The organism is Streptomyces sp. NPDC001157, assembly GCF_053598255.1.
In genome coordinates, this window is sequence record NZ_JBSFJW010000018.1 from 61,154 (window position 1) to 79,569 (window position 18,416).

The 18,416-nt window shown below is 71.2% G+C and carries 15 protein-coding genes and 1 tRNA gene; 2 read left to right on the forward strand and 14 right to left on the reverse strand.

Annotated features, from left to right (window positions below; all coding sequences use genetic code 11):
- The first annotated feature begins 118 nt into the window (after positions 1–118).
- Positions 119–193, forward strand: a tRNA-Cys gene (locus ACWDAG_RS27815).
- Between the two features lie 52 nt (positions 194–245).
- On the opposite strand, the gene ACWDAG_RS27820 is transcribed toward ACWDAG_RS27815, so the two are convergent.
- The 9 genes from ACWDAG_RS27820 to ACWDAG_RS27860 all read right to left on the reverse strand — a co-directional run bounded on the left by ACWDAG_RS27820 (position 246) and on the right by ACWDAG_RS27860 (position 10,124).
- Positions 246–1,421: an SUKH-4 family immunity protein gene (locus ACWDAG_RS27820; RefSeq protein ID WP_450698289.1), complete on the reverse strand. Its 1,176-nt coding sequence runs from the start codon at positions 1,419–1,421 to the stop codon at positions 246–248.
- A 172-nt stretch (positions 1,422–1,593) separates the two neighbouring features.
- Complete coding sequence (locus ACWDAG_RS27825; protein WP_450698290.1) at positions 1,594–2,121, reverse strand: AAA family ATPase; 528 nt, start codon at positions 2,119–2,121, stop codon at positions 1,594–1,596.
- Positions 2,118–2,255, reverse strand: coding sequence for a hypothetical protein (locus ACWDAG_RS27830; protein ID WP_450698291.1), 138 nt, complete (start codon positions 2,253–2,255; stop codon positions 2,118–2,120). Before ACWDAG_RS27830 ends, ACWDAG_RS27825 begins: the two co-directional genes overlap by 4 nt.
- The gene (locus ACWDAG_RS27835) at positions 2,252–4,561 is read right to left on the reverse strand and encodes a xanthine dehydrogenase family protein molybdopterin-binding subunit (RefSeq protein ID WP_450698292.1); all 2,310 of its coding nucleotides are present in this window, start codon (positions 4,559–4,561) and stop codon (positions 2,252–2,254) included. Before ACWDAG_RS27835 ends, ACWDAG_RS27830 begins: the two co-directional genes overlap by 4 nt.
- Positions 4,558–6,264, reverse strand: a complete 1,707-nt coding sequence (locus ACWDAG_RS27840) for a 2Fe-2S iron-sulfur cluster-binding protein (RefSeq protein WP_450698293.1) — start codon at positions 6,262–6,264, stop codon at positions 4,558–4,560. The genes ACWDAG_RS27835 and ACWDAG_RS27840 overlap by 4 nt, the downstream gene beginning before the upstream one ends.
- Positions 6,261–7,154 (reverse strand): FAD binding domain-containing protein, encoded by an 894-nt coding sequence (locus tag ACWDAG_RS27845; RefSeq protein ID WP_115907883.1) that lies wholly within the window; start codon positions 7,152–7,154, stop codon positions 6,261–6,263. Before ACWDAG_RS27845 ends, ACWDAG_RS27840 begins: the two co-directional genes overlap by 4 nt.
- A 245-nt stretch (positions 7,155–7,399) precedes the next feature.
- Entirely contained in the window at positions 7,400–9,034 is a 1,635-nt protein-coding gene (locus ACWDAG_RS27850) for a beta-N-acetylhexosaminidase (RefSeq protein ID WP_450698294.1), read from the reverse strand.
- A gap of 205 nt (positions 9,035–9,239) precedes the next feature.
- Complete coding sequence (locus ACWDAG_RS27855; protein WP_078912757.1) at positions 9,240–9,521, reverse strand: DUF3039 domain-containing protein; 282 nt, start codon at positions 9,519–9,521, stop codon at positions 9,240–9,242.
- Positions 9,522–9,551: 30 nt separating this feature from the next.
- The gene (locus tag ACWDAG_RS27860; protein WP_099929216.1) at positions 9,552–10,124 is read right to left on the reverse strand and encodes a YqgE/AlgH family protein; all 573 of its coding nucleotides are present in this window, start codon (positions 10,122–10,124) and stop codon (positions 9,552–9,554) included.
- A gap of 252 nt (positions 10,125–10,376) precedes the next feature.
- Between ACWDAG_RS27860 and murA the strand changes: the two genes are divergently transcribed.
- On the forward strand, positions 10,377–11,717 hold the full coding sequence (murA, locus tag ACWDAG_RS27865; protein ID WP_450698295.1) for a UDP-N-acetylglucosamine 1-carboxyvinyltransferase: 1,341 nt from the start codon (positions 10,377–10,379) through the stop codon (positions 11,715–11,717).
- Positions 11,718–11,907: 190 nt separating this feature from the next.
- On the opposite strand, the gene ACWDAG_RS27870 is transcribed toward murA, so the two are convergent.
- The 5 genes from ACWDAG_RS27870 to ACWDAG_RS27890 all read right to left on the reverse strand — a co-directional run bounded on the left by ACWDAG_RS27870 (position 11,908) and on the right by ACWDAG_RS27890 (position 18,111).
- Positions 11,908–12,189, reverse strand: a complete 282-nt coding sequence (locus ACWDAG_RS27870) for an HU family DNA-binding protein (RefSeq protein WP_007382399.1) — start codon at positions 12,187–12,189, stop codon at positions 11,908–11,910.
- Between the two features lie 353 nt (positions 12,190–12,542).
- A complete protein-coding gene (locus ACWDAG_RS27875; RefSeq protein WP_450698296.1) occupies positions 12,543–13,955 on the reverse strand; it encodes a malic enzyme-like NAD(P)-binding protein in 1,413 nt (470 codons plus the stop codon).
- A 324-nt stretch (positions 13,956–14,279) separates the two neighbouring features.
- The gene (locus ACWDAG_RS27880) at positions 14,280–16,676 is read right to left on the reverse strand and encodes a HelD family protein (RefSeq protein ID WP_450698297.1); all 2,397 of its coding nucleotides are present in this window, start codon (positions 16,674–16,676) and stop codon (positions 14,280–14,282) included.
- Between the two features lie 92 nt (positions 16,677–16,768).
- Positions 16,769–17,590 carry an anti-sigma factor family protein gene (locus ACWDAG_RS27885; RefSeq protein WP_450698298.1) on the reverse strand — a complete coding sequence of 274 codons (822 nt, stop codon included), beginning with the start codon at positions 17,588–17,590 and terminating at the stop codon, positions 16,769–16,771.
- Positions 17,590–18,111, reverse strand: coding sequence for a sigma-70 family RNA polymerase sigma factor (locus ACWDAG_RS27890; RefSeq protein WP_010039908.1), 522 nt, complete (start codon positions 18,109–18,111; stop codon positions 17,590–17,592). Before ACWDAG_RS27890 ends, ACWDAG_RS27885 begins: the two co-directional genes overlap by 1 nt.
- Positions 18,112–18,416: the final 305 nt, after the last annotated feature.

Consider the following 18,416-nt stretch of genomic DNA (forward strand, 5'->3'; position numbering starts at 1 on the left):
ATGAACGGCGTATGGCAGTCCCGTTGCAGCCCCCGTGTTTCCCTTGAGCCCTTTCCCGGCCCCGCCGTACGGTCGTTTCACCGAGTTCGGAACGGAGCCAGGCGCTCCGCATCGACCCGGCCGTGTGCCCGAGTGGCTTAGGGACTCGCCTGCAAAGCGAGGTACGTGGGTTCAATTCCCGCCACGGCCTCCATGGCCTTGACCAGGCAACGAAAGGGCGGCATCCGCTGAGGGTGCCGCCCTCGTCACAGGACCCCGCCCGCCTCGTCCTGGAAGGCCTCCGTCCAGTAGTGCCGGCCCGGCTCCGTCGTGAGGGCGGTCGGGTCGATGCTCGACAGGGTGTGGAGCATCGTCGTGGCCAGCTGGTCGTAGGCGTCTGTCGTCAGCTCGCCCGCCAGGTCCTCGTCGATCGCCCTCTCGCGGTGCAGGAGCCAGAGGGTGAAGGCCAGGGTGGAGACGTCCGTGTTCAGCGGGTACAGGGTGGCCTCGGGCTCGCTCCAGTTGAGGACCTCGCCCGTTTCGCCGTCGATTACCAGGCTGTTGTCCTCGATGAGGTCGCCCAGCCGTATCAAGTGGGAGGCCCGGTGCGGGAGTCGGGCGGGATCGAAGCCGTCCGGGCCCTGGTAGGCGTAGTGCTCGGCCAGGGTCGGCAGGGGGACGTCCGTGTCGAGGTGGAAGAGCACGCCGTCCTCGGGCAGGCCCCTGTCGCGCAGGAAGCGGCGGGTCGGCTCGTGCGTGAGGGTCGAGGGGAAGTCGACGTCCTCGAAGCGCCACACCTTGCCGTGGCCGAACTCCCGGTCCAGGAGGCGGGTGGGGAGGTCGAGGGCGAGTCCGGTGGCCGTTCCCGGGCCTGCCACCAGGGACAGGGGGCGGATCAGGGCCGCCATCTTCCAGAACGGCGGCACCTCGCCGTCCGTGCCCTCCTCGAACACCGCCAGCAGGTGGCGTGACGCCTCCTCCGCCGCCTTCGGGCCGAAACGGCCGGCGTAGGACGCGAACTGGCCGCGCAGCCCTGCCAGTTCGTCCGCCGCCGTGGCGAACCGCGCCAGGGTGCCGAGCGACGGTGCGAGCGGGCGGCAGTCCATCAGGTCAGGGCGGTCGTGCAGGAAGTACGTCGTCGCGATCTCCCCCGTCGCGCCGTCGAGCAGCACCGACTCCGTCTCCAGGCCCCGGGGGTCGAGCAGCGCCCCTATGACCAGCTGGTCCCGCAGCTCCGCCGCCAGGCGGCCGTCGGGATCGCCGGTGGAGTCCCCGACCGTCCGCAAACCCTCCCGGCACAGCTCCTCGAAGGTGAACAGGACGCTGTCGCCCGGCAGTCCGGGCCCGGTCAGCCAGCGGCGGGTCGCCCCGTGCGTGACGTACGGATCGAGTTGGTCCTCGGTCAGCGTGATCACCGCCGTGGCGGCACTGGTCGTGCTCATTGCATCCCCCGCATGTGCTTCGTCACATGTGCCTCGGCGCATGTGTCTGCTCACGGTCCCCGTGCGGGGCGCGGCCGGGCATGCGCCGTTGCGCCGTACGACTCCGGCAGCCGTTCCCCACTGCTCAGAACAGTACGCCCCGCCACTGACAACGCCCCGGACCACAGGACGCTCAGCGCACCCTCGCCCGTTCCCGCTCCGCGAGGATCGCGTCCGCCGTCTCCCCCACCGTCAGCTCCGAACTGTCCAGCCACAGCCCGAGCCGGGGGGTGTCCGCGCGCAGCGCCCTGTCCAGGTCCTCGACCGTCCACGCGCCGTGGCCCGTCTTCGCCCGTCCCGCCTCCCGCGCGGCCACAGCCTCGGGACTCGGAGCCAGTACGACGACGTACAGGGGCCGCGTGCGCACCAGGCCGACGTACGACGTCAGTTCCTGGCCCAGCACCACGTCCTGGACCACCGCGGTGAACCCGGCCTCCGCATACGCGTCCGCGGTCGCCGCCGACAACCGGTACCGCAGCCGGAGCTGCGTCTCTCCCTCGCCGTCGGCCCCGGGGACGTACTCCTCGCGCCCGGACACGATCATGCGGCGGAAGAGGTCACCACGCACGTGTGCCGCCCGCGGCAGCCTCTCCGCCAGTGCCTGCGCCACCGTCGACTTGCCGGACGCCATCACACCGGTGATGACGACGACGCCCCTCACGTGAAGTACACGCCACCCAGCACGACCGCCAGCGCCGCCACCATGAACACCAGCACCCACACCAGCAACTTGCCGATGCCGGGCGCCGGTTCGTAGCGCTGCTCGTCCTCGGGCCCAGTCTCCTGCACGGTCACCGGTCGGTCACCACGGCGGCCTGCGGCCTTATCGGCAGCCGGTTCACCGGGCGGCCCGTGGCAGCCCGTACGGCGGAGGCGACAGCGGCCGGGGAGGTGACGACCGGGACCGCGCTGACCGACTTCGCGCCGAAGGGGGCGACCACGTCGCGTTCCTCGACGAGCTTGACGATCCGGATGTCGGGTGCGTCCAGGGCTGTCGGCAGGGCGTAACCCGTCAGGTCCGGGTGGCGGATCAGCCCGCGCGCGGTGCGCAGGTTCTCCGTCAACGCGATGCCGACCCCCTGCGTCACGCCCGCCTCGATACGGGCGGCCAGCTGGGCCGGGTTGAGGATCCGGCCGACGTCCTGGGCGAGCGCCAGCTCCACGACCCGTACCGAGCCGAGCTCGATGTCGACGTCGACGACCGCGCGGATCGCGCAGAACGCCATGCCGACGAAGGCGTCGCCCTGGCCGGCCTCGTTCAGCGGCTCCGTGGGGTGGGGTCTGCACTGGGCCGTGGCCCACAGTTCCTTGCCGTCCATCGCCTCGGTGACGGTGGTCGACAGGACACCGTCGTACGAGGTGATCTTGCCGTCGGTGATCTGGAGCAGCTCGGTGGACATGCCGAACTTGTGCGCCAGGGGCTGCAGAAGCTGCGTGCGGACCATCTTGGCCGCGCGCTCCACCGCACCGCCGGACACCCACGTGTGGCGGCCGCGGCAGCCCGCGCCGGCCGGCGGCTGGTCGGTGTCGACGGGCGCCACGTGCACCTCGTCGATGCCGAGGGTCTCCTGGACGATCTGGCGGGCCAGTGTGGTGAATCCCTGACCGGTCTCGACGGCCGCGCAGAGCACGGTCGCGACGCCGTCCTGGACCTTGACGGTCGCGGTGGAGACCTCGTCGGCGCCCTCCGCGCCGAGCATGTGCACCATGCCCAGGCCGTAGCCCACGCCCCGCCGCACCGCGCCCGGTTCGCCCGCGCCCTCGGGGCCGCCGGGCAGCAGCCACTCGTCCTCGGGGGTGTCCTTGGGCAGCGCGGGAAGCGGGAAGTCGCGGACGGCCTGCAACAACTCCGCCACCGGGGCCGGGCACGTCACCGTCTGGCCCGTCGGGAGTACGTCCCCGGTGGCCATCGCGTTGCGCAGGCGCAGTTCCGCCGGGTCCATGCCCAGCTTCTTCGCCAGCTTGTCCATCTGGGCCTCGTACGCTGCGCACACCTGCATCGCGCCCTCGCCGCGCACATGGCCGGAGGGCGGGTTGTTGGTGCGTACGGCCCAGCCCTCGATGAAGGCGTTCGGGACGACATAGGGGCCGCAGGCGAAGCCGACGGCTGCGGCGAGGGCCTCGGAGGACGTGTCGGCGTACGCGCCCGCGTCCAGCAGGATCTGCGCCTCGACCTTCACCAGCCTGCCCTCGGCGTCGGCGTGGTGGCGGTAGCGCAGGAGGGTCGGGTGCCGGTGGGTGTGGCCCAGGAAGGACTCTTCGCGCGTCGCGGTGAGTTTCACCGGGCAGCCGGTCTTCAGCGCCAGCAGGCCCAGCGGGAGTTGGAAGCCCTGGTCCTCGCGGTCGGCCGTCGCGCCGGGGACCCCGGTGACGACGATCTTGACGCGTTCGGGCTCGAGGCCGTAGCAGGCGGCGGCGGTGTCGCGGTCCGCGTGCGGGTCGGTGGAGGCGAGGTACAGCTCGACGCCGCCGTCGGGGCGTGGCACGGCGAGGCCGGCCTCGGCGCCGATGGGGGCCGGGTCCTGGCGGCCGATGCGGTACTGGCCCTCGACGACGATCTCGCCCGCCGCCTCCGGGTCGCCGTGCCGCAGCGGGATGTGCCGGATCAGGTTGCCGTCGGGGTGCAGCGGCTCGGCCTCGAAGGCCTGCTCGGGGTCGGTCACCGGGTCGAGTACCTCGTACTCGACGATGACGGCCGCGGCGGCCATGCGCGCGGTGTCCGGGTGGTCGGCGGCGACGGCCGCGATGGGCTCGCCGTGGTGGCGCACCACCTCGGAGGCGAACACGGGCCGGTCGGCGCTGCGACGGCCGTAGCGGGCGGTGCCCGGCACGTCCTCGTGCGTGACGACGGCCCGTACGCCGGGCATCTCGCGCGCGTGGGACGTGTCGATGGACACAATGCGCGCGTGCGGGTGCGGGGAGCGCAGTACGGCGGCCCACAGCAGGCCCTCGGCCCACAGGTCCGCCGCATAGGGGAACGTGCCCTCGGTCTTGGCGCGGGTGTCGGCGGCCGGCAGGGAGGCGCCGAGGCCGTGCGGCAGCTGCTCGGGGGCGGGTGCTGCCTCCGCGGCGGTGGTCGCGGTGGCGGCTTCGTTGCTCACGCCTGGCCTCCGTCCTGTCCGTACGCCTGGTCATGCGGTCCGGGCTGGGCGGGGAACCCGGGTGACTCGAACGCCGACGCGTTGACACCGCCGGCTCCGGGACCCGCCTGGTGAGGGATACGTGCCTCGTCGCCGTCCTGTTCGGAGGCGTCGCCTTCGGAGTGCGCCTCGCGTTCGGCGACGACCTCCTGGACGGCCTCCACGACGCCCCGGTAACCGGAGCAGCGGCACAGGTTGCCGCACAGTGCCTGGCGGGTCTCCAGCTCGGTCGGCGCCGGGTTGCCCTCCAGCAGGTCGTGCACGGTCATCGCCATGCCGGGCACGCAGAACCCGCACTGCACGGCGCCGCACCGGGCGAGCGCCCGCTGCACGTCCGAGGGCTGCCCGTCGACGGCGAGGCCCTCGACGGTGCGGACCTCGCTGCCGGCGGCGGTCACGGCGGGCACCAGGCAGGAGGCCACGAGGCGTCCGTCGACCTGGACGTTGCAGGCTCCGCACTCGCCCTGCGAGCAGCCGTCCTTGGCGCCCGCGAGACCGAGCCGCTCGCGCAGCACGTAGAGCAGCGACTCTCCGATCCAGGCGTCCGAGACGGGGCGTTCCACGCCGTTGACGCGCAGGACGTAGGAGGCGAGGGGGTGCTCCTCGCCGGGGGGCGGCGGGGCCTCCTCCGCGGCTTCGATGTCGGAGCCGTCGGCCACGTCCGGGCCGACCGAGGTGTCCGAAGTGTCCGGAGAGTCGGGCTCGTTGGAGGCGGCGCCCTCCGCCCCGGCATCCGCCGCGGGCTCCGTAAGCGGCTCCACGGCCCCCTCAGGCGCCCCAGCGGCCTCCTGGGCACTCTCCGTCGCCCCGGCGGCCTCGCCGGGGCCGTGCGCGGGCTGCGAGGCGGCTACGGCGGATTCGGCGGGCGTCTCCGCATAGGCCTCGGCGGGCCGGGCCCCGTACTCGTCGACCTCGGAGCGGGACTGCTCGGCGGTGTGCGCCCGCGCGTTCTCGGGCTCGTGCGCGGCCGGGTCCGGCTCCACGGGCGCGTGACCGGTACCGGCGCGCTCGGCGGGCCGGCCGTCGGTGTGGGCCGACGGCTGCTCGTACCCGTGACCGGAGCCGCCCTCGGGCGCCGTCGGCTCCTCGGTCTGCGGCTGCCCCCAGGGCTGCCCCGCGGCCTCCGTCGCCCAGGGGGCGGGGGCGCCGCCCGGGAGCGTGGCCGGCGGCGTGCCGCCCCACTGCTGGACCAGGGACGACGTGGTGAACTCGCCCGATTCATCCGGAAGGTCGCCTCCGGCCACGGGGATCGACCACTGCCCGGTCACGTCGTGACCCGGCGCGGGCGCGGACTCCTGGGTCGCCGTCTCCTCGAAGTTCCACTGCTGGGTGGCAGCGGGGTTGTACGAGAACCGATCGCCCGCGGTGTCCTGCGGCACGGCGTTGGGGTCGGGCCACCGGGCGCCGTCGGCGGGCACGGCCCAGTTGCCGGTCACCGCCGGATCGGTCCCCGCGCCCGAGCCGGGATCGGCCGTTATCGGCGGCGGCACATAGCCGTGGCCGGGTGCCGCGAGGGGGCTGTCGGCGGAGGCCAGGAGGGCGTCGATGCCCCCTTCGGGGAGCTTCACGAAGGCGGTGGCGCCGTCGTCGTAGTCGCCTTGGGGCAGCGGGTCCCAGCGGCCGCCGCCGTGGGGCGTGCCTTCTCCGTGCTGGTCGTCGGTCACGACAGCGCCCTCCCCAGTGCTCGTCGGGCCAGCGCGGCGACGGTGCGCCGCAGGTGCAGTACGGCGGGCGGAAGCTGTTGGACGGTGCCGTCCGGTTCGGGAACGGGGTCGGGGATGCAGGCCGCCGCGACGTACTCGCCGAAGGCGGTCAGCGCCTCCGGGACGATCGTCCGCCCGTTGTCCCAGTCGATGAGCCGGGCGACCCACTGCTCGGCGTCCAGGGGCCTGAGCGGCATCGGCGCTATGGCACCGACGGCGCACCTGACTCCGCGCCGTGCGGGGTCGAGGACGAGCGCGACGGACGCGACCGCGCGTCCGGGGCCGGTCCGGCCGGTCGCCTTCAGGAAGACCTGGGGCGCGTGCAGCAGCGGCACGCGCACGTACCCGATGAGTTCGCCGGCGCGCAGCATGTCGACCGCGGCCAGCAGGTGCGACACCGGGATCTCCCGGCGGGCTCCGCCCGGGCCCGCGATGATCAGTGTCGCCTCCAGTGCGGCCAGCACCGGCAGGGCGTCCCCGGTGGGGGACGCGGTGGCGATGTTGCCGCCCAGGGTGCCCGCGTTGCGGATCTGCGGCGGGCCTGCCGCGCGCGCGGCGGCGGCGAGCGCCGGGATCAGGGCCGCGAAGTCCGGCCGCCCCATGCGCGCGTGCGTGAGCCCGGCGCCGAGCAGGGCGTGTCCGTCCTGGTACTGCCAGCCGCGGATCTCGCTGATCCGGCCGAGACCGACCAGTGCGGCGGGCCTGAGCTGCCCGGAGTTGACGGCGGCCATGAGGTCGGTGCCGCCGGCCACCGGGACGGCGGCGGGCACGGCGGTGAGTGCCGCCACGGCCTCGTCCAGCGTCGTGGGCAGCGTGACGGCCTGCGCCGCCTGCGGTGCGTGCGTGGTCAAAACCGGCTGCCCCTTCCCGCTGCCCCACCTGGTCCCACCTGTGCTGCCGTACGGTACGTGCTGACAGGGCGGACGTGGCAACTCTGGCACATCTTCGCAAGCCCCGAAGACGGGGGTCCGCTAGGAGGCATTCGCCCGTTTCACCAGGGAGATGTTCCGTTTTCGTACGGCATCACCGGTGCGCACGAATTGCCACTCTTCGGTGATGCTTACGACGTTTTTGCCTTACCTGTTCGGGAGCTCACTTACCTGTTCGGAGGCGCCCCCTCCAGCGGCCGCCCGAGCACCCCGGGACGCTTCTGCCAGGGCAGTGGCCCGGTCGGCGGCCGGTAGCCCACTCCCAGGGCGTCAAGTCGCCGGTAGTGGACGGCCATCCGCCGCTCGAAGTCGGCGAAGTCCCGTTCCTCCGGGGCGGGGAGCGCACTCCAGGCCACCTCGGCGAAGGCCGAAAGCCGCGGGTACGTCTGGTAGTCCACCCGTGCGGGGTCCTCCATCACCTCGGTCCACACGTTGGCCTGCGTGCCGAGCACGTGTGCGGCCTGGCCGGGGGTCAACTCCGGTGGAACGGGCTCGAACCGGTAGACGTCCTCCAGGGTGCGCACATAGCCGATCGGCACCGGCTCGTCCTCGCCCGCCGCCTGACGGTGGTCCAAGTACACGTACTGCTCGGGGCACATGACCACGTCGTGACCGGCCCGGGCCGCGGCGACCCCACCCTCGTACCCCCGCCACGAGGACACGGCCGCACCCTGCGCGAGTCCGCCCTCCAGGATCTCGTCCCAGCCGATGAGCCTGCGCCCGCGCGCGGTCAGCCATGTGTCGAAGTGGCCGATGAACCACGCCTGCAACTCGTCCTCGTCCGCGAGCCCGAGTTCCTTGATGCGGGCCTGCGCGGCCGGCGACTGCCGCCACTGGTCCTTGAGGCATTCGTCACCTCCGACATGGATGAACTCCGACGGGAACAGACCGAGGAGTTCCTCGAACACCCCCTCGTAGAAACGCAGGGTGTTGTCAGTGGGGGCGAGTACGTTTGCGGAGATCCCCCAGTTGTCCCGGACGGAGAGGGTGGTTGTGTCGATGACGTCGGTGTTGCCGAGTTCCGGATATGCGGCGATGGCGGCCTGCGAGTGGCCGGGGACGTCGATTTCGGGGACGACGGTGATATGCCGCTCGGCGGCGTAGGAGACGATCTCGCGGATGTCGTCCTGGGTGTAGAAGCCACCGTGCGGCCTCTCGTCCCACAGCGGTGAGGCCCGGTGGCCGAATTTCGTGCGCGCCCGCCATGAGCCGACCTCGGTCAGCCGGGGGTACCGCTTGATCTCGACGCGCCAGCCCTGGTCGTCCGTCAAGTGGAAGTGGAAGACGTTGAGTTTGTGCGCGGCCATCAGGTCGAGGTGGCGCAGGACGCCTTCCTTGGGCATGAAGTGCCGGGCGACGTCGAGCATGAGGCCGCGCCAGCCGAAACGGGGCGAGTCCTCGATCGTGACGTGCGGCACGGCCCAGGTGCGGTCGCGGTCGAGCGGGGACCTGCGCTGGGCGTCGGGGCCGAGGAGCTGCCGCAGCGTCTGGGCGCCCCAGAAGACACCGGCCGCGCTGCCGCCCTCGACGAGGACGCCGTTCTTGTCGCTGACGAGGCGGTACTCCTCTGGACCGAGCTCCGGGCCGAGCCGGAGCGCGATGCCGTCGCCGTGTGTGTCGTCGAGGTCCCGCCCCTCCGGCAGGGGCAGCCCGGTGGCCTGCCACAGGACCGTGCGCAGCCAGCGGCCGACGCCCTCGGTCGCCGTACCGGCATGGATCCGGGAGTGTTCCGTCAGCCGTACCTCGCCGGCACCGGCGACGAGGCTGCGGGGCGCGGGGATCAGTTCCGTCTCTGAAGTCACGTCGGTCCTTTGCCGCTCCGCCCGGCCCGGAGACCGGCCGTCGCTGTACGGGTACGAAGAAGCACGTCACGGTGGGGGCGGCAAGCGGCTGGACGGCCGGGGCGTCCGCACACGACCGAGGCCCCGAAGACGCGCCGCAACGCGCCCGGGGCCTCGCCAAGCTCAAGCCGGAGGCGGGATCACCTGCCTCGGGCCGCAGGCAGGACTACTTGTCGCCGTCCTTGCCCTTGTCGCCGCCGGCGCCCATGGACTCGTAGATCTCCTTGCACATGGGACACACGGGGTACTTCTTCGGGTCGCGGCCGGGCACCCACACCTTGCCGCACAGCGCCACGACGGGGGTCCCGTCGAGGGCGCTCGCCATGATCTTGTCCTTCTGGACGTAGTGGGCGAAGCGCTCGTGGTCGCCGTCGCCGTGGGACACCTGTGGTGTCGGCTCTACGAGGGTTCCCGTACCAGTCCCGCGCTCGGGCTCAAGAGTGCTCATAAATGCCAAGGGTACTGAAGGTCACACGGATCAGTTGAGCGATGGGTCGTCCGGATATGTGGCCACCATCGCCAGTTCGCTGCGCTGGCGGCGCAGCACCTCGCGCCAGAGTCTCTCCGGGGACGGCGAGGAGACGTCGCCGGGCTCGGACTCGACGACGTACCAGGCGCCCTCGACCAGCTCGTCCTCCAGCTGACCGGGGCCCCAGCCGGCGTATCCGGCGAAGATCCGCAGGGAGCCGAGGGCCGAGGCGAGCAGTTCGGGCGGTGCCTCCAGGTCGACCAGACCGATCGCGCCGTGCACTCTGCGCCAGCCCAGCGGTGCCCCGTCGACGGTCGCGCCGCCCGGGATGACGGCCACCCCCAGGGCGGAGTCCAGTGACACCGGGCCGCCCTGGAAGACGACGCCGGGCTCACCCGCGAGATCCGCCCAGCCCTCCAGGATGTCGCCGACGTCCACCGGGGTGGGCCGGTTGAGGACGACACCGAGGGAGCCCTCCTCGTCGTGGTCGAGAAGGAGCACCACCGCACGGTCGAAGTTCGGGTCCGCCAGGGCGGGCGTTGCCACGAGCAACCGCCCTGTGAGCGAGGACACCTCGGTCATGGCAGACATGATCCCGCATCTTGCCTCGGCTTGGGGAGGCAATGGCGGTTACCGGGTGAATGCAGCTCAGGGAGGAATGAAGCACCCTGGGCGCACGGGAGGGCCGGTGACCCCATGTGCCCGCCAGGGAACGGTTCGTGTTGTGACACAGCTATGACGTAGCTGGGCCGTCCTTGGGCTTACAGAAGGGGGGTGGGCGGCGATTACCCTTTCCCTTCTGGCCCCTGCCCCACTCATCGGAACGCGAGATACATGACCGTCAACGACGATGTCCTGCTTGTCCACGGCGGAACCCCGCTGGAGGGCGAGATCCGTGTCCGCGGTGCGAAGAACCTCGTACCGAAGGCAATGGTCGCCGCCCTGCTGGGCAGTGAACCGAGTCGACTGCGCAATGTTCCGGACATCCGGGACGTTCGTGTCGTACGCGGACTGCTGCAGCTGCACGGCGTGACGGTCCGTCCGGGTGAGGAGCCGGGCGAGCTGGTGATGGACCCGTCCCACGTGGAGAGTGCGAACGTCGCGGACATCGACGCGCACGCGGGTTCGAGCCGTATCCCGATCCTGTTCTGCGGTCCGCTGCTGCACCGCCTCGGCCACGCGTTCATCCCGGGTCTCGGCGGCTGCGACATCGGCGGACGTCCGATCGACTTCCACTTCGAGGTGCTGCGGCAGTTCGGCGCGCGCATCGAGAAGCGGGCGGACGGACAGTACCTGGAGGCCCCGCAGCGGCTGCGCGGCACGAAGATCCGGCTGCCGTACCCGTCCGTGGGCGCGACCGAGCAGGTGCTGCTGACGGCCGTCCTCGCGGAGGGCGTCACGGAGCTCTCGAACGCGGCCGTCGAGCCGGAGATCGAGGACCTGATCTGCGTCCTGCAGAAGATGGGCGCCATCATCGCGATGGACACCGACCGCACCATCCGCATCACGGGTGTGGACCGGCTCGGCGGCTACAACCACCGCGCGCTCCCGGACCGCCTGGAGGCCGCCTCGTGGGCGTCCGCTGCGCTGGCGACCGAAGGCGACATCTACGTCCGCGGCGCCCAGCAGCGCTCGATGATGACGTTCCTGAACACCTACCGGAAGGTGGGCGGTGCCTTCGAGATCGACGACGAGGGCATCCGTTTCTGGCACCCCGGCGGCCAGTTGAAGTCCATCGCGCTCGAAACGGACGTGCACCCGGGCTTCCAGACGGACTGGCAGCAGCCGCTCGTGGTCGCCCTCACGCAGGCCACCGGCCTCTCGATCATCCACGAGACGGTCTACGAGTCCCGCCTCGGCTTCACGTCCGCACTGAACCAGATGGGCGCCCACATCCAGCTGTACCGGGAGTGCCTGGGCGGCTCCGACTGCCGCTTCGGCCAGCGCAACTTCCTGCACTCGGCCGTCGTCTCGGGCCCGACGAAACTCCAGGGCGCGGACCTGGTCATCCCCGACCTCCGCGGCGGCTTCTCGTACCTCATCGCCGCGCTCGCGGCCCAGGGCACGTCCCGCGTCCACGGCATCGACCTCATCAACCGCGGCTACGAGAACTTCATGGAGAAGCTCGTGGAGCTCGGGGCGAAGGTGGAACTGCCGGGCAAGGCGCTCGGGTAGACGGCAGTCGCACGAACGCCGATGGGGCGGTCACCCGAGTCCGGGTGACCGCCCCATCGGCGTTGTGAGAGCGCCCCGAAGGGGCGCGGGGCTGCCTCTGCATGCGGCTACCGCCGCGCGGGCGCGACCAGCCACGGACGTCCCGTCGTCCGACGGCGGTCGCAGTTGCCCGGCGCTCGAAGCGGAGCGCTTACTTGCCCTTCGCGGCTTCCTTGAGCTTGCTGCCCGCGGAGACCTTGACGCTGTAGCCGGCCGGGATCTGGATCGGGTCGCCGGTCTGCGGGTTGCGCGCGGTGCGAGCGGCACGGTGGGTGCGCTCGAAAGTCAGGAAGCCGGGGATGGTGACCTTCTCGTCGCCCTTGGCGACGATCTCGCCGACGGTCTCGGCGAACGCGGCCAGCACGGCGTCGGCGTCCTTGCGGGTCACCTCGGCGCGGTCGGCCAGCGCGGCCACCAGCTCACTGCGGTTCATGTTGTTACTCCCGTGTTCTTCTTGCCGTTGAGGCGTGCCACGCGGCGGAGCCGCATATCGGGCACGGTGAAGCCGATGCTGCCAGGGTCCTCAAGGAGGCCCCGGGCCCGGGTCCGTGGTCAGACCCCTCGCGCCCAGGGACGCATCCTGCCCCTACCTGCGGCGCGAAAGCCAATCCGGCACCCGCAGGAGTCGTGAGAACACCCTTGGGAGTCACACGAAAAGAGGGCCTGAGCCTGGCCGACACGATAAACGGCGACCAGGAGGGTCAGGTTCCCCGACGCGCCGGTGCAAGGCCTTGCCGTGGCGATCCTCACAGCCTACGGAAAAGGCCTTGCCAACCCCTGCGACCCCTACGACGCTGCCGCCGCCTTCGCCGCTTCCCGCACTGCGCCGGCCACCGCGCCCGCGACCTTGTCGTTGAAGACGCTCGGGATGATGTAGTTCGGGTTCAGCTCGTCCTCGGTCACCACGTCCGCGAGAGCGGTCGCGGCGGCCAGCATCATCTCGGTGTTGACCGTGCGGGACTGGGCGTCCAGCAGACCGCGGAAGACGCCCGGGAAGACCAGCACGTTGTTGATCTGGTTCGGGAAGTCGGAGCGGCCGGTGGCCACAACGGCCGCCGTCTGGCGGGCGATTGCCGGGTCCACCTCGGGGTCGGGGTTCGCGAGCGCGAACACGATGGCGCCGTCGGCCATGGCGGCCACGTCGTCGCCGTCGAGGACGTTCGGGGCGGAGACGCCGATGAAGACGTCGGCGCCGCGCACGGCCTCCTTGAGGGTGCCGGTCAGGCCCTCGGGGTTGGTGTTGTCGGCGATCCAGCGCAGCGGCGAGTCGGCCGCGGCCTCCCGCAGGTCGTCGCGGCCGGCGTGCACGACGCCGTGGATGTCGGCGACGACGGCGTTCTTGACGCCCGCGGCGAGCAGCAGCTTGAGGATGGCCGTACCGGCCGCGCCGGCACCGGACATGACGACCCGGATGTTCTCAATTGCCTTGCCGGTGACGCGAAGTGCGTTCGTCAGGGCGGCGAGGACGACGATCGCGGTGCCGTGCTGGTCGTCATGGAAGACGGGGATGTCGAGGGCCTCGCGCAGCCGCGCCTCGATCTCGAAGCAGCGCGGGGCGGAGATGTCCTCCAGGTTGATGCCGGCGAACCCGGGGGCGATCGCCTTCACGATCTCGACGATCGCGTCGGTGTCCTGGGTGTCGAGGCAGAGCGGCCAGGCGTCGATGCCGGCGAAGCGCTTGAAGAGGGCCGCCTTGCCCTCCATGACCGGGAGGGCGGCCTTCGGGCCGATGTTGCCGAGGCCCAGCACGGCCGAGCCGTCCGTCACGACCGCAACGGAGTTGCGCTTGATGGTGAGGCGGCGGGCGTCCTCGGGGTTCTCGGCGATCGCCATGCAGACGCGGGCCACACCCGGCGTGTAGATCATGGAGAGGTCGTCACGGTTGCGGATGGGGTGCTTCGACGCCATCTCGATCTTGCCACCGAGGTGCATCAGGAACGTACGGTCGGAGACCTTGCCGAGGGTGACGCCCTCGATGCCGCGCAGCTGCGTGACGATCTCGTCGGCGTGGGCCGTGGAGCTCGCCGCGATGGTGACGTCGATGCGGAGTTTCTCGTGTCCGGAGGCGGTCACGTCGAGGCCGGTCACCGAGCCTCCGTGGGACTCTACGGCCGTGGTGATCTGGGAGACCGCGGTTCCGCTCGCGGGCACCTCCAACCGGACCGTAATGGAGTAGGAGACGCTGGGCGCCGTTGCCATGGCCGACTTCCTCTGCTTTCACCGTGACGCTGGGTATGCCGTCCGATGGTCGCACCTACTGCCGAGTAGGCGTTAGCCGCTCCGGATTGCGATCGTTTTGTTCACAGCAGAAGAGGCCCGCGTCACATGGTGACGCGGGCCTCTCGCAGGTCAGTGGCACCGACCCGCCATGCTCGCCTCGCGGCAAGTGGTCGCTCGTAGCGACGAAGGTTGGGCCCGGGGGCTTGGATCGGGCCGGTGCCACACCCAGGCTAACAAACAGATCCCGTAAGGCCATTCCCGTGCCGAGAGTTCATCCGGTTCTTAACTTTGATGGAGCACGTGCTAGTCCCGGAGCAGGTCGGGGACGGCGTTCGCGTCCGGGTCGTCGCGGTCGGCCGAGAGGATGGTCAGCTGCTGGGTCGCGCGGGTGAGGGCGACGTACAGGACCCGCAGGCCGGCCGGGGACTCGTCGGCGATCTCCGCGGGCGAGACGACGACCGTCGCGTCGTACTCCAGGCCCTTCGCCTCCAGGCTGCCGAGGGCCACCACCCGGTCACCGAGTCCGGCGAGCCAGCGGGCGGCCTCCTCGCGGCGCTGCATGGCGACGACGACGCCGACCGTGCCGTCGACGCGGTCGAGGAGACGGGCGGCCTCCTCGCGGACGGACTTCGCGAGGGAGTCCCGTACGACCGTGAAGCGTGGTTCGACGCCGGTGGACCGTACGGCTGACGGGGACTTGGCGCCCGGCATGGCGAGGGCCAGGACCTTGGAGGCGAGCTCGGCGATCTCGGCCGGGTTGCGGTAGTTGACGGTGAGCTCGAAGCGGCGGCGGGGGCGGGTGCCGAGGGCCTCGTCCCGCGCCTCGGCCGCCTCGTCGACGTCGGACCAGGAGGACTGGGCCGGGTCGCCGACGACCGTCCAGGTGGCGTGCCGGCCGCGGCGGCCGACCATGCGCCACTGCATCGGGGTGAGGTCCTGGGCCTCGTCGACGATGACGTGGGCGTACTCGGTGCGCTCCTGGGCGAGTCGCTCGGCGCGCTCGCGCTGCGACTCCTCGCGGACCGGCATCAGCTCCTCCAGGCCGGTGAGCTGGTCGAGCGGGTCCAGTTCGCGCTTCTTCCTGGGGCGGGCCGGGGTGCCGAGGATCGACTGGAGCTCGTCGAGCATGGCGATGTCGTGCACGGAGTGGCCGTCGCGGCGCAGCGAGCGGGCGACCCTGCGGACCTCGCCCGGGTTGAGGATCCGGCGGGCCCAGCGGCCGAGGCGCCGCTCGTCGGCCATGGCGGCGAGGACGGCCCTGGGCGTGAGCTCGGGCCACCAGGCGTCGAGGAAGGTGAGGAAGCTGTCCTCGCTCGACACGTCCTCGTCGAACGAGGAGCGCAGTTCGGCGGCCAGCTCCGGGTCGGTGTGGCGGCCCGCCGCACCGGACTGCGCCCACAGGGCGTCGAGGACCAGCTTGCGGGCGCGGGGGCGCAGCAGGTTCACGGGCGCGGTGCCGCCGAGCACGGCCTGGCGGATACGGCTCAGCTCGGCGGCCTCCAGCTCCAGACGGCGGCCGAAGGCGACGACCCGCAGACGGGTGGGCGGGCCGGCGGGGGCTGCGGACGTGTCCGTGTCGTCCTCGCCGAAGGCGAGCTGTCCGGAGGCGGCACGCCCGGCGTGGGCGGTCGGGCGCGCACCGCCGCCCGGCCCCAGCTCCAGCGCCCCGCGCGCCGCCTTCCGCAGGACCTTGAGCATGCGGTACGAGCCCTTGGCGCGGGCCGTGGACGGGGAGTCGTACAGCGTGGCCTCCGCACCGTCGACGAGCGAGCCGATCGCGCGGATGGCGACCTGGCCCTCCTCGCCGAGGGAGGGCAGGACACCCTCGGTGTAGGCGACGAGCAGGGGGGTCGGGGAGACGATCAGGATGCCGCCCGCGTACCGGCGGCGGTCCTGGTAGAGGAGGTAGGCGGCGCGGTGGAGTGCCACGGCCGTCTTGCCGGTGCCCGGCCCGCCCTCGACATACGTCACCGAGGCGGCGGGGGCGCGGATGACCATGTCCTGTTCGGCCTGGATGGAGGCGACGATGTCCCGCATGGTGTGGCTGCGGGCCTGGCCCAGGGCGGCCATCAGGGCGCCGTCGCCGATGACGGGCAGCTCGTTGCCGTCGAGGAAGGCCTTGAGCTCGGGGCGCATCAGGTCGTCCTCGACGCCGAGCACCTTGCGGCCCTTGGAGCGGATGACACGGCGGCGCACCACCCGGCCGGGGTCGACGGGGGTGGAGCGGTAGAAGGGTGCGGCGGCGGGCGCCCGCCAGTCGATGACCAGTGGCGCGTACTCGGAGTCCAGGACACCGATCCGCCCGATGTGCAGGGTCTCGGCGATATCGGCGGTGTCGTCGTCCCGCACGGCGCCCTCGGCGGGCTCCACGGCGGTGTAGGCGCCGTCGGGCCCCTTCTTGCCGTCCTTGCCGAGCAGCAGGTCGATGCGCCCGAAGAGGAAGTCCTCGAACTCGTTGTTGAGCCGGTTGAGATGGATTCCCGCCCGGAAGACCTGCGCGTCCCGCTCGGCGAGGGCGCCGGGCGTGCCGACCTGACCGCGCTTGGCCGCGTCGTTCATCAGGAACTCGGCCTCGTGGATCTTCTCCTCGAGACGCCGGTACACCCGGTCGAGGTGTTCCTGTTCGACGCTGATCTCTCGGTCCCGTACAGAGTCGTGGTCCGAGCCGACGGCGGTTTCGGGTTGAGCCTGAGCGGCCACCGGGCCCCCTTCTGACGTGCATGGCAGCCGTCAACCGTACGCGAAGGGGACCCGGCAAAGCTACGTAAGCTACGCGTCGATCTCCATGAGAACTACGCGTCGACCTCTACGAGCTTCTTGCCCTGGAAGGTCATGACCTCGAAGTGGTCGATCTCGTTGGGCTTGAAGGCCGCGCCGCCCTGGGCGTAGAGCGGTTCCTTCGCCTCCTCGGCCTTGGCGTTCGGAATGCCGTAGCCCCACTTCGGGACCGACCAGGAGGACATGGTCTCGCGCTCGCCGTTCTTGCCGACGGCGATGAGCGAGCACTTCAGCGGGCCCTTGACGTTGCTGAGCTGCAGAACGCCCCAGGTGCCCCAGTCCTTCTCCTGCATCGCCACGGTCGCCTTGATCTGGCTGGACGGGTCGGTCGCCGAGACCTTGTCGGTCAGGGTGCCGAAGGCCGCCTTGGCGCCGGTCGACAGCGGAGTCGCGGTGGTCGTCGAGTCACCGCCGCCGTTGACGGCCATGACACCCAGCGGGCCGCCGATGATCAGCGCCGCCGCGGCCGCCACCAGGTAGAAGCCCTTGCGGCGCTTCTGTGCCCGGCGCTCGGAGACCTCGTCGACCAGCTTCTCCGCGAGCCGCGGGCTGGGCCTGGCGGACAGAGACTCCCCGATCGCGGGTGAACCGGTCCCCGGCAGATCCGCGAGGGCGGCGAGCATCGGTTCCATCCCGGCCAGCTCGTCGAGCTGCTGGGCGCACCACTCACAGGTCGCGAGATGCGCCTCGAAAGCGGTTGCCTCAGCGTCGTCGAGGATGCCGAGGGCGTAGGCGCCGACCGTCTCGTGCTCGCTCGGGCCCGGAGATCCCATCATGGAGCCAGACATACCCGAACCACCTGTACCGAATCCCTGGTTTCCCCCGTAAACACTCATCACGCCGTCACCCCCCGCTCCTCCAGTGCGAGCTTCATCGACCGCAGGGCATAGAACACCCGGGACCGCACCGTGCCGCTGGGAATGCCCAGCGTTTCGGCGGCCTCGTTGACGGTACGCCCCTTGAAGTACGTCTCGACGAGCACCTCCCGGTGGGCCGGGGTCAGGTCGTCGAGCGCGTCCGACAGCGTCATCAACCACAGCGCCTTGTCGATCTCGTCCTCCGCGGGGATGACCTCCAGCGGCGACGGATCGACCTCCTGCGGCCGGGCCTGCCGGCTGCGGTGGCCGTCGATGACGATGCGGCGCGCGACCGTCACCAGCCAGGGGCGTACAGATCCGGTCGCTCGATTGAGCTGACCGGCGTTCTTCCAGGCACGGATCAGCGTCTCCTGGACCACGTCCTCGGCGCGTTGCCGGTCTCCGGCAACCAGGCGCAGTACGTATGCAAGGAGAGGTCCGGCGTGCTCGCGATAGAGCGCACGCATCAGCTCCTCATCAGGTTCCGAGGGCTGGGACATGCGATGTCGGGCCCTCGATCCACGTTCATTGGCCACGACGGAATCCTTGCGCACGCCCACCTCCGATGTCCGGGGGTTCCCCCAGTCGGTCGCTCCTCCACGGGTACGGATGTGGGCCGGGTCATGTTCAACGTGAGATGACAGTTTTCTTCTGAGTGACGTGACGAGGCGGACATGGGCACACATTCCCACCCCGCGATCTTTACATTTCCGCCACACTGGCGAGATCGCAACCGCTGCCCATGTCACGGATGAGGTAAACGGTGTGTAATCGAAATCACTTCGTCACCCCGTTCACAGAAGCC